Origin of the sequence: Nocardia carnea (genome assembly GCF_029868855.1) — a bacterium.
GTDB lineage: Bacteria > Actinomycetota > Actinomycetes > Mycobacteriales > Mycobacteriaceae > Nocardia > Nocardia carnea_A.
Map to the genome: position 1 here is coordinate 1 of NZ_JARWOV010000058.1, position 11,838 is coordinate 11,838.

At 67.8% G+C, this 11,838-nt stretch carries 10 protein-coding genes; 7 read left to right on the forward strand and 3 right to left on the reverse strand.

Translation table 11 applies throughout. The features are described 5' to 3' along the window. Positions 1–303, reverse strand: a 303-nt coding sequence (locus QH195_RS04970; RefSeq protein WP_280434468.1) for a thiamine phosphate synthase, incomplete at its 3' end; no start/stop codon positions are given. Between the two features lie 487 nt (positions 304–790). Here QH195_RS04970 and thiO point away from each other — a divergent pair. The 6 genes from thiO (at position 791) to QH195_RS05000 (ending at position 6,223) form a co-directional block, all read left to right on the forward strand. Further along, entirely contained in the window at positions 791–1,894 is a 1,104-nt protein-coding gene (gene thiO, locus QH195_RS04975; RefSeq protein WP_280434469.1) for a glycine oxidase ThiO, read from the forward strand. After that, positions 1,891–2,139 carry a sulfur carrier protein ThiS gene (gene thiS, locus QH195_RS04980; RefSeq protein ID WP_280434470.1) on the forward strand — a complete coding sequence of 83 codons (249 nt, stop codon included), beginning with the start codon at positions 1,891–1,893 and terminating at the stop codon, positions 2,137–2,139. The genes thiO and thiS overlap by 4 nt, the downstream gene beginning before the upstream one ends. Beyond that, positions 2,132–2,890 (forward strand): thiazole synthase, encoded by a 759-nt coding sequence (locus tag QH195_RS04985; RefSeq protein WP_280434471.1) that lies wholly within the window; start codon positions 2,132–2,134, stop codon positions 2,888–2,890. The genes thiS and QH195_RS04985 overlap by 8 nt, the downstream gene beginning before the upstream one ends. 111 nt (positions 2,891–3,001) lie before the next feature. Next, positions 3,002–3,994 (forward strand): ABC transporter ATP-binding protein, encoded by a 993-nt coding sequence (locus QH195_RS04990; RefSeq protein ID WP_280421025.1) that lies wholly within the window; start codon positions 3,002–3,004, stop codon positions 3,992–3,994. Further along, positions 3,994–4,761: an ABC transporter permease gene (locus QH195_RS04995; RefSeq protein WP_280421026.1), complete on the forward strand. Its 768-nt coding sequence runs from the start codon at positions 3,994–3,996 to the stop codon at positions 4,759–4,761. The genes QH195_RS04990 and QH195_RS04995 overlap by 1 nt, the downstream gene beginning before the upstream one ends. A 676-nt stretch (positions 4,762–5,437) precedes the next feature. Next, the gene (locus tag QH195_RS05000) at positions 5,438–6,223 is read left to right on the forward strand and encodes an adenylate/guanylate cyclase domain-containing protein (protein WP_432278348.1); all 786 of its coding nucleotides are present in this window, start codon (positions 5,438–5,440) and stop codon (positions 6,221–6,223) included. 111 nt (positions 6,224–6,334) lie between these two features. Here the strand turns inward: QH195_RS05000 and QH195_RS05005 are convergent, their stop codons facing one another. Both QH195_RS05005 and QH195_RS05010 read right to left on the reverse strand, forming a co-directional pair. Then, positions 6,335–7,432 carry a CHAP domain-containing protein gene (locus QH195_RS05005; RefSeq protein ID WP_280420293.1) on the reverse strand — a complete coding sequence of 366 codons (1,098 nt, stop codon included), beginning with the start codon at positions 7,430–7,432 and terminating at the stop codon, positions 6,335–6,337. A gap of 268 nt (positions 7,433–7,700) precedes the next feature. Next, the gene (locus tag QH195_RS05010; protein ID WP_280434472.1) at positions 7,701–8,705 is read right to left on the reverse strand and encodes a LysR family transcriptional regulator; all 1,005 of its coding nucleotides are present in this window, start codon (positions 8,703–8,705) and stop codon (positions 7,701–7,703) included. 131 nt (positions 8,706–8,836) lie between these two features. Here QH195_RS05010 and dnaE point away from each other — a divergent pair. After that, on the forward strand, positions 8,837–11,838 hold a 3,002-nt coding region (gene dnaE, locus QH195_RS05015; protein ID WP_280434473.1), incomplete at its 3' end, for a DNA polymerase III subunit alpha.

The following is an 11,838-nucleotide window of genomic DNA, read 5'->3' on the forward strand; positions in this document are numbered from 1 at the left end:
CGCGGCGGCCAGGGCGATATCCGCCCGGTCGTTCACTGCCAGCAGCGCGCCGTGGCGGCGAGTCGCAGCGCGTAGCTCGGCGAGCGCCGCGAGTTCACCCATGGCCTCCAGCGGGCCGAACCGCTGCTCACCGGGCGACCCCTTGTCACGTAGCTGGATTATGTCGACACCACCGGCCAGCGCGGCATCCGCGAACGCGGCCAGATCGCCCTTCTCCCGGCGGGCGTCGGTGCACAGGTACAGCCGGGCGGTCGCGAGACGATCGCGCGGCGGAAGCTGTCGGCGAGCGGAGGACGGTTGCACAACTGCCACCGTAACCGCGCTAACGTGGAAATGTTGCAGGAGGTGGAACGTAGTGCGAACATCCGCGCTGCCGGCGCGGGCGCCGGGACGGGCGCACCCGATCCGGATTCGTCCGGCCGGGCGCTTTTCCGGTGCCGGAGATGCAGCCCAGCCCACCGGACTCGGCGCAGTGATGGCACCCGGAGCGGGCTGGACTCGGCGAACAGGTGCACGAATGGGAGTGCTCACCGGCACGCTGCCCCACGGACGCCCCCGGGTCCCGCGCACCGCCGGGGACCTCGACTCGCTAGCGGGCAGCACGGGCAGCACGCTTCCGATCTGCGCAGGCAGGACGCGCGCGGACGACGCAAACGGCCCGGAACCCGCGGCGGCAGAATCTACCTACTCGGAAGGCGCACAGACCGGTGCCACACCCGAGTGAGCTGCGCACCGACCCGGATGTGACCACATACCCAGTCGAACGAATGCCCCGGAGGAGGTGGCGAGGATGACCGTGCCGCAGCGCGCACCCGACTCGACCGTCGCCGTGGTCGGTGGCGGGGTGATCGGGCTCGCGGTGGCCTGGCGGGCCGCGGCAGCGGGCTGGACGGTGACCCTCTTCGACCCGGCGGTCGGCAGCGGCGCCTCGTGGGTGGCCGGCGGGATGCTCGCCCCGCTGTCCGAAGGCTGGCCCGGTGAGGACGATGTGCTCGCGTTCGGAGCGGCGGCGCTGGCCCATTGGCCGGATTTCGCGGCCCGGCTGGCGACGGTTACGGGGACGGATGTCTTCGTGGCCGGGGAAACGCTGACCATCGCGCAGGACGGGGCGGACGCCGCCGATCTGCGCACCATCGCCGACTGGGTGAACGGGCACGGACACGAGCTGCGGCTGTTGGACCGCGCCGGTGTGCGGGCGCTGGAACCCGTGCTGGCACGCACCGTGCGGGCCGGTCTACTCGCCGCCGCCGAACCCGCCATCGACAACCGGCGGCTGGTCACCGCACTGCGCAAGGCGGCCGGCGAAGCCGGTGTCACCGTACGCCCGGAGCGGGTACGCGACCTCGCCGAACTCGACCACGACCGGATCGTGCTGGCCGCGGGCGCCGCATCGGCGGCGCTCTGGCCGGGGCTGCCGGTGCGGCCGGTGAAGGGCGAGATCCTGCGCTTGCGGCAACGTCCGGGGACGCAACCGCCACCGACCCGCGTGGTGCGGGCCCGGGTCCACGGCCGGCCCGTGTACTTCGTGCCCCGCGACGACGGTGTCGTCGTGGGCGCGACCCAATACGAGGCGGGTTTCGATACCGCCGTCACCGTCGCCGGGGTGCGCGATCTCATCGCCGACGCCGAAACCGTGCTGCCCGGGATAGGTGAATACGAACTGGCCGAGGCGAGCGCCGGGTCCCGGCCGGGCACCCCGGACAATCTGCCACTGATCGGCCGGTTGTCCGACCGCGTGCTCGCCGCCACCGGGCACGGCCGCAATGGCATGCTGACCAGTGCGCTCACGGCCGATGCCGTCCTTGCCGAACTCGGCGGACAGCCGCTCGCCGAAGTCGCGGCGGCCGATCCGCGCCGCTTCGGTGCGTCCACACCCTCAGGAGGTAGTCGATGACAGTGTCATCAGCATCGGGGTCACCCACGGCGGGGTCGCCGGTTCCCCTCGGCGTGACGGTGAACGGGACCGATCACGAATTCGCCGCCCCGCTCACCGTCCGGGAACTGCTGGAACGCCTGGAACTGCCGAGCCAGGGCGTCGCGCTCGCGGTGGACGGCGCGGTGTTCCCGAAATCACGCTGGGACGAACCGGTCGGGCGCGGCTGGCAGATCGATGTGCTGACGGCGGTCCAGGGTGGCTGACGAACCGTTGCGGATCGCCGACCGCACCTTCGGCTCCCGGCTGATCATGGGAACCGGCGGGGCGGAGAACCTGGCCGTGCTGGAAGAGGCGCTGGTGGCCTCCGGTACCGAACTGACCACGGTTGCCATGCGCCGCGTCGACTCCGCCGGCGGTACCGGCGTGCTCGACCTGCTGAAACGGCTCGATATCGCACCGCTGCCGAACACCGCGGGCTGCCGCACCGCCGCCGAGGCCGTGCTCACCGCCCGGCTGGCGGCCGAGGCGCTGGATACGAACTGGGTGAAACTAGAGGTGATCGCCGACGAGCGCACCCTGCTGCCCGACCCGATAGAACTCCTCGACGCGGCCGAACAGCTGGTCGACGCGGGGTTCACGGTACTGCCGTATACGAACGACGACCCGGCCTTGGCGCGGCGGCTCGAGGATGCGGGCTGTGCGGCGGTGATGCCACTGGGCTCGCCGATCGGTACGGGGCTGGGAATCGGCAATCCGCACAATATCGAGATGATCGTGAGCCGCGCGCAGGTGCCGGTGATCCTGGACGCCGGTATCGGTACGGCCAGCGACGCCGCACTCGCCATGGAACTCGGCTGTTCGGCCGTCCTGCTCGCGACCGCCGTCACCCGCGCCCGGCAACCGGCTTTGATGGCCGCCGCCATGGCGGACGCGGTGCGCGCCGGGTACCGGGCACGCGAGGCGGGCCGCATACCGAAACGATTCTGGGCACAGGCCTCGTCGCCCGAGCTGTAGACCCCGGGTCGCGCCGGGGTCGGTATCGGGGGCGGCTCATCCTCGAGGATGATCCCGACTCCCGACCATCGGGCGACGCGTATGCGTTCCTGATAGGGCATGCTGGTCGGCATGATCGAAGTCCGGGGCTTGACCAAGCATTACGGGCAGACCGTCGCGGTCCAGGACCTGACCTTCACGGTGCGACCGGGGCAGGTCACCGGTTTTCTCGGACCGAACGGCGCCGGTAAATCCACCACCATGCGGATGATCCTGGGGCTGGACCGGCCCACATCGGGTGCCGCACTGATCGACGGCCGGCCGTATGCCGAGCTGAAGCACCCATTACGTGAGGTCGGCGCGCTGCTCGACGCGAAATGGGTGCATCCCAACCGCTCCGCACGCGCCCATCTGGAATGGATGGCCGCCTCCAACGACCTGCCGAAATCGCGGGTCGAGGAGGTATTGCGCCTGGTCGGCCTCTCGGAGGTGGCCGGGAAATCCGCGGGCGGATTCTCGCTCGGGATGTCGCAGCGGCTGGGTCTGGCGGGGGCGCTGCTGGGCGACCCGAAGGTGCTGCTGTTCGACGAGCCGGTCAACGGTCTGGATCCGGAGGGCATCCTGTGGATCCGCCGGTTCATGCAGCGGCTCGCCGCCGAGGGACGCACCGTGCTGGTGTCGAGCCACCTGCTGTCGGAGATGGCGCAGACCGCCGACCACCTGGTGGTCATCGGGCGTGGCCGGCTCATCTCCGATTCGACGACCTCCGAATTCATCGAACGGGCGTCGGAGGCCTCGGTCCGGGTGCGCAGCCCACAACTGGACGAACTGCGCAGCCTGCTCACCTCGCACGGGATGACGGTGAAGGAGAACGACGGCAATGCCGACGGTGCGGCGCTCATCGTGAACGGGGTCACCAGCGATGCCGTCGGGACGCTGGCCGCCGAACACCAGATCACCCTCTTCGAACTCGCCCCGCAGCGCGGCTCCCTGGAAGAGGCATTCATGCGGATGACCGGCGGGGACGTCCAATACCACGGCGAGATCGGATCACCGGCGGATGCCACCGTGATCATGGACAAGCCGGCGGATTCCGAGCCGATGTTCACGGGAGGTACGAAGTAATGGGCGTGATCGCCGCGGAACGCATCAAACTCACCTCCACCCGCTCACCGTGGTGGTGTTCGGTGATCGTGGTAGCACTGGCCGTCGGATTCGCCGCCCTGTTCGGTCTGATCGGGCGGATCGCCGCCGATGATCCGCAGGCCTCCGGCGCACCCGTCATCACGGTCGATACCGCGTTCCTCGGGGTCACCGGGTTCGGCATCCTGGTGCTGTCCATCATGGCGACCCTGACCGTGACCAGCGAATACCGGTTCGGCATCATCCGGACCACCTTCCAGGCCATCCCGAACCGCACATCCGTGGTCGGCGCGAAAGCGATACTGGTGGGTCTCTATGCCGCGGTACTGACCACCGTGCTGGCCTTCGCCGCCTACGCCGTCGCCAAGGCGGTCGCGGGGGATGCGGGAACAACGCTGGTGCTCGAGGGCAACTGGCGTGCGCTCTACGCGGTGCCCGTCCTGGCCTTCCTCAACGTGGTGCTGGCCATCGCGATCGGTGTGCTGGTCCGGCAATCCGCCGCGGCGATCTCCTTGCTCGTACTGTGGCAATTGATCATCGAACCCTTGGTCGGCGCACTGGGTAAAGTGGGACGTGAGATCAGCGCGTTCTTGCCGTTCCAGAACGCGAGCCGCTTCGCGACGATGGACGAATCGCTGTCCTCGGCGAACTGGCACTGGGGTGTGTGGGGCAGCCTCGGCTACTTCACCGCCTTCGTCGTAGTCGTCGCGGGCATCGCGTTGCTGGTGGTGAATCGGCGCGACGCCTGACCCCGAACCGCCCGAGCCGCTTCCCTCGCCGCTCGGGTAGAGGGTGCGTGACCTCGTCGGGAGAATTCACGCACCCCGCGCCTCGGCGGCCACTGCCCGGCCGCCGGGGTGCTCAACCACCGGTCCGATGCGCTCACGCACCGGACCGGTGGTCGTTATCACAGCCTGGACATCCGACCTGATCATCGATCCGCGGCCGCCGGGAAGGCCCACTATCGGTAACCGGGAGTTCACCTCCCACTCCGCGGCGCTGGCTACTATCGAACTCGAGACCGACGAGGTCAGGCACCACACGTTTTCCATCGGCGGACCCAACGGCGTGCCGCATCCTCCGATAGAGAGGTGACAGGTGACGATTCTCAGCACTCCCCCCATGTCCGACCCCCTGAGATACCCTCGGGGCGTGAACGACAAACCCTCCGGCAGCGCAGCACCGGAGCCGGAGGTCGTCAGCGATATCGCGGCCGGCGTCGGCGGCGAGGATCCGGCGATCGAATCGAGCCCGGTCCGGAGAAACGGTGATTCGGCGAGCACGCGGTCACGACGGGCGCAGCGCCGACGGCACGGTGCGACCACAGCGGGACCCCGGCCCACCGCCGAGTACGGGGACAGCACCACCGCGGGGGACACGGACAGCGTCACCACCGGGAACGCAGACGAGCCCTCCCGCGCCCGGATCGGTCCGCTCTCCGCATTCATGTATGCCGCGAACAACCGTCCGGATGTGATCGACGTCCTGCGTAAGGCCCGCAAACAGCTCCCCGGTGATCCCGCTTTCGGCGATCCGCTCTCGGTCAGCGGCCCCGGCGGCGCCCGGGCCGTGGCCCGCGCCGCGGACCGGCTGGTCGGCGACAGCCCCAGTGCGGCCCGCGAGATCGGTTTCGGCGCCCTGCAGGTCTGGCAGGCCGCGCTCGAACGCCTCGGCCGGGGCAAGGGCACCCAGGAAATGACCGTGATGTTCACCGACCTGGTTTCGTTCTCGTCGTGGTCGCTGACCGCCGGTGACGAAGCCACCCTGGACCTGCTGCGCAGGGTCGCCCGCGCCATCGAACCGCCCATCGCCGAACGCGGCGGGCAGGTCGTGAAACGGATGGGCGACGGGGTGATGGCGGTGTTCCCGTCCGCCGACCGCGCGGTCGAGGCCGCGATCGCGGCGCGGCGCAACCTCGCCGATATCACCGTCGGTACCTACCGGCCCCGGATGCGGATCGGCCTGCACACCGGGTCGCCGCGGGAGATCGGCGGCGACTGGCTGGGCGTGGACGTGACGATCGCGGCCCGTGTGATGGAAGCGGCGGGCAACGGCCGGATGATGATCTCCGAATCCACCCTGGCCGCGCTGGAACCCGAGACGCTGGCCGAGCTCGGGCACACCGCCCGGCCCTATCGGCGCAGTTTCTTCGCGGCCCCGCTCAGCGGTGTTCCGGAAGACCTGCGTATCTACCGGGTGAGCTCGGCGTAGCGTCCGTTCGCTCGATGCCGAATCGCCGGAAAGCTGTCACCGGATGCGGAATTTCGGTGACTGTGCATCCGCGGCCGATCGTCTGCGGAGACCTCCGTATCGGTATCCTTGCTACACGGTTGCGCCGGTTTTGCTTGCGGGCGGTTTGACGACACCGACCAGGTCCGCGTTGCCCATCTGGTAGGTGTTGGACCGCACCTGGTCGCTGGAATTGCCCTCGATGGTCCTGATGGTGTTTCCGCTCACTGATTCCACGATGCCGATGTGGTCTGGGTTCCCGTCGCCCTGCCAATCGAAGATGATCAGATCGCCCGGCTCGGCCTGGTCGGCAGTGGCGGTCTCGAGGTTGGCCTTGGCGTCGTTCCAGATCGCGGGGACGTAGTTCTTGTTCGTCCAGTCGACCTCGTAACCGGCCTTTTCCCAGACGTAGCTGGTGAACGAGGCACACCACGCGTCGCCGATGTCGTACGGGGTTCTCGCGCCGGTATCGGTGTAGTACGCGGAATTGGAACTGCCGCCCCGTTCGGCCACCCCGCGTTCCAGTTCGTCGCGGGCGATGCCGAGGATGCTGTCGCGGGTGGCGTCGCCCGTCACGGTGAAGGTCATATTGCTCTTCGGTGAGGTCGCACCCCAGATTTCGGCCGGGCTGCCGTTGTTGCCCGGGTTGGCGCGTTCGATGTTCTCCGCATGGCTTTCCATATCCCGCTGTGCGGTATCGACGAGGTCGATGACTTCGTCGAGTGTGTTCAGGGCGGCGCCGACAGCCGCGTACTCCGAATCGATCGGCATGTACGGCTCGCCCTCGCCGGGGCCCGGGTACTGCGACAGTTTTTCTTGCAGCGTGCCGACCTTCGTCTTGATCTGCTGGAAGGTTCCGTTCGTGACGCTGAACGCCGCGAAGGCGGAATTGTTCACCGACTTGTGCTGGTCCTGCAGGCTTCCGGTCTTGGTTTCGATCTTCTCGCGAGTGGCACTGTGCTGATCGATCATGACGGATTCCCCTACGTCCGCGTCGAGACCTTCCGCACTCAGCAAGCCTTGAGTGGTCAGCCACCCGACCAGATCCACGTCGTAGTCCGCGTCACCCGTCGCCAGTGTGAGGACCTGCGCCTGAATCCCCTCCTCGACGGCCTCGATCACCGCTACGGCCATGGGCCGCGCCCCATTGGGCGGATCCAGGTTTATTTCCAGTTCCGCACGCGTCGTCATCCGAGCATCCACCTCGGCCCGGCGTAATCGACCGGCCGGCGTTCGAACCTCATCAGCACCTCACGAACGCACTCATCCGAGCCGCCGTGTACCCGTCGGCGGTTCGACACCACAGATTGCATCGAGTATCGGACATTCCCGACATTGGTGATACGCGACGCCATGGTCCCGGCCGGCGGCCTGCCCAGCGCGCGGGCAGCAAACGAGCCACGCCAGAACTCCCCGGTGTTGGGCATCCCGCCGCGGGAAGCCGTGGGACCGAACCCGTTCAGGATGTGAACAGCGCCCTGTCGCTGTCCGGTATCCAGCAATCGGGCGCGATATCACGGTTGAAGTTGTCGCGGAAATAGGCGACCAGATCCGCGACACCAGGATGCGGATCACCGGCGTCCCACAGCAGCGCATGCGGGTACGCCGGGGTCGGGTCGACAACGGGCACTCGCCGAATATTCGGATGCCACGGAGATTCGAAACCCTCGGCGCTGAATGTGGCGAGCGATTCCGAACCGGCGATGTGCTCGATCAGCGTCTCGATCGGAGCCGGCCCCCGGTCGGCGGGGATATCGGGGAATAGTTCCGCCCGCCGGCGGCTGTCGATCACGACCCCGCTGTACCGGCTCAGTTCGCGGTAATAATCGGCCCATTCCGACTCCACCGAGGTCCCGGGCACCCACACCGTCACCCCGGCGAGTTCGGCGAGTGGAACCGCCGCGCGCCCGGCGAGCGGATGGTCCTTGCCGACCAGCAGATGCAGCGGGTCCAGGTGGAACGGGGCCGCCGCGATCCGCGCCGGCAGGGCGCGGGGGCCGCCGTGGGCACGGGCGAAGGCCGCATCGACCCGCCCGGCCACCAGGGCGTCGCGGGAGGTGACGAACGGATTGGTCAGCACGATCTCGGTGTCGCGGCCGGGATGCCGGCCGAGATAGTAACGCATAGCCCGCATTTCGGTCGCACGCTCCCCCAGAACCGCGACCCGGAGCGGCCGTGGTTGCCGTAGCACCCTGGCCACGGCTTCGTCGGCGACCGCCAGCAGCGACCGCGCGTGCGGCAGGAACCGGGCGGCAGCCGCTGTGGGTGCGGCGCCGGTGGGCACCCGGTCGAACAACTCGAGGCCGAACTGCTTCTCCAGTCGCGCGATACGTTTGGACACTGCCTGCTGGCTGATCCCGAGCAGCGCCGCCGCCGCGCTGAACTGACCTTCGTCGGCGACGGCGACGAAAGCCCGCACCGCCGCCAGGTCGAGGTCGCCCGACTCACCTCGCGATACACCCATCGGTTGTTCCAATCTTCGTGTCGATTGTTCGACCTAACGCATTTCACCTGGTCATATGTGCCGAATCAACCTTATCGGCCGCTCCGGCTGGACAACCGGGCGGCCCGGACACGGCTCGACGGGGTTCACCGATGACGAACGCTTCTTTCGTGCATCTGCACAACCACACCGAGTATTCGATGCTCGACGGGATGGCCAAGGTCGATCCGCTGTTCGCCGAGGCCGAGCGGCTCGGTATGCCCGCGGTCGGGATGACCGACCACGGGAATATGTACGGGGCGGCGGAGTTCTTCCGGCGGTCCCGGCAGTCGGCGGTGAAACCGATTATCGGGATCGAGGCGTATATCGCTCCGGGGTCGAGGTTTTCCACCGAGCGGGTGCGGTGGGGTGACCCGTCGCAGAAAGCCGACGACGTGTCCGGCTCCGGCGCCTACCTGCACATGACGATCTTCGCCCGCAATGCCACCGGTCTGCGCAACCTCTTCCGCCTGTCGTCGCGGGCGTCGTTCGAAGGGCAGCTGGGGAAATGGCCGCGGATGGATGCCGAGCTGATCGCCGAACACGCCGAGGGGTTGATCGCCACCACCGGCTGCCCGTCCGGGGAGGTCCAGACCCGTTTACGGCTGGGGCAATTCGACGCCGCGTACGAAGCCGCGGGTCGATGGCGCGATATATTCGGCGCGGAGAATTTCCTGCTCGAGCTGATGGACCACGGGCTCACGATCGAACGCCGGGTGCGCGCGGATCTGCTCGCCGTCGGGGAGAAGGTCGGTCTGACCCCGTTGGCCACCAACGACTGTCACTATGTGCTACGGCAGCAGTCGGCCGCCCACGAGGCCATGCTGTGCGTCCAGACCGGGAAGACGCTGTCCGATCCGACGCGGTTCCGGTTCGGCGGCGACGGCTACTACCTGAAATCACCGGCCGAGATGCGGGCGCTGTGGGACGACGAGATACCCGGTGCCTGCGACACCACCCTCGCGGTGGCCGAACGTATCGAGCCCTACGACGAGGTTTGGGAATTCCGCGACCGGATGCCGGTCTTCCCGGTGCCCGAGGGGCATACCGAGGACAGCTGGTTGCGACAGGAGGTGGCGGCCGGGTTGCGCTGGCGCTTTCCCGGCGGAGTGCCGGACAGCTACCGGCATCGCGCGGAGTTCGAACTGGACATCATCCGCGACAAGGGTTTCCCGGCCTACTTCCTCGTGGTGGGCGACCTCATCGCCTATGCGCGTCGTGCCGGGATCCGGGTGGGGCCGGGACGCGGTTCGGCGGCCGGGTCGCTGGTGGCATACGCGCTGGCCATCACCAATATCGATCCCATCGAGCACGGTCTGCTGTTCGAACGTTTCCTCAACCCGGAGCGGCCGTCCGCGCCCGATATCGATATCGACTTCGACGACCGGCGCCGCGGCGAGATGATCCGGTACGCCACCGAACGCTGGGGTGCGGACAAGGTCGCGCAGGTGATCACCTTCGGCACCATCAAGACCAAGGCCGCCATCAAGGACGCGGCGCGGGTGCAGTTCGGGCAGCCCGGATTCGCTGTGGCCGACCGGATCACCAAGGCGCTACCGCCGGCGGTGGCGGCGAAGGATATCTCGGTCGCAGGCATCACCGATCCCGGCCACGAACGCTACGGCGAGGCCGCGGAGGTCCGCGCCCTCATCGACGCCGACCCCGATATCCGCCGGATCTACGACACCGCGGTGGGTCTGGAAGGCATGGTCCGCGGCGCGGGTGTCCATGCCTGCGCGGTGATCCTGTCCAGCGAACCGCTGCTCGATGTGGTGCCGCTGTGGAAACGACCGCAGGACGGGGCGGTCATCACCGGGTGGGACTATCCGTCGTGCGAGGCCATCGGCCTGCTCAAAATGGATTTCCTGGGTCTGCGGACCCTCACGGTGATCGGTGACTGTCTGGACAATATTCGCACCAACCGCGGTCTCGACATCGACCTCGATACCCTGCAACTCGACGACGAGGCGACATACGCGATGCTCGCCCGTGGCGACAACCTGGGTGTATTCCAGCTGGATTCGGCCGGTATGCGCGAACTGCTACTGCGGATGACGCCGACGGAGTTCAACGATCTGGTGGCCTCCAATGCCCTGTACCGGCCCGGGCCGATGGGCGTGGGCGCGCACTGGGCCTATGCCGACCGCAAGAACGGCCGGGAGGTGGTGACACCGATCCACCCCGAGCTCGACGAACCGCTGCGCGAGATTCTCGCCGAAACCTACGCGCTGATCGTCTACCAGGAACAGATCATGCAGATCGCGCAGCAGGTCGCCGGTTACTCGCTGGGTCAGGCCGATCTGCTGCGCCGCGCCATGGGCAAGAAGAAACCCGAGGTGCTGGCCATGGAGTTCGAGAACTTCCGTAGCGGTATGCGCGGCAACGGATACAGCGACGCCGCGGTGACCGCACTGTGGGAGGCGGTACTGCCGTTCGCCGGGTACGCCTACAACAAATCCCACGCCGCCGGCTACAGCCTGGTGATGTACTGGACCGCCTATCTGAAGGCGAATCATCCGGCGGAGTTCATGGCTGCGCTGCTCACCTCGGTCGGCGACGACAAGGACAAATCCGCGACCTACCTCGCCGACTGCCGCAAACGCGGGATCCGGGTACTCCCGCCGGACGTGAACCAGTCCGCGGCCACCTTCACCAGCGTCGGCGCCGATATCCGGTTCGGTCTGGGCGCCGTGCGGAATGTGGGTGAACCGGTGGTACAGGCCGTGCTCCGCGCGCGGACGCCGGGAGGGTTCACCAGTTTCTCCGACTACCTCACCAGGGTCGATACCACCGCCTGCACGAAAAAGGTGGTGGAATCTCTGGTCAAAGCAGGCGCGTTCGATTCCCTTGGACATCCTCGAAAAGGACTGTGGACCATCCACGGTGACGCCGTCGACGCCGTGATGCACACCAAGAAAGCCGCCGCACGCGGCCAATTCGACCTGTTCGCCGGCGACGGCGCCGATCCGGACCACGACACCGGCGTTTTCGATATCCCAGTGCCCGATCAGGAATGGCAGACCCGGGAGCGGCTGGGCTACGAACGCGAAATGCTCGGACTCTATGTATCCGGCCACCCCCTCGACGAGATCGCGACCGCGCTCGCCACGGTCGG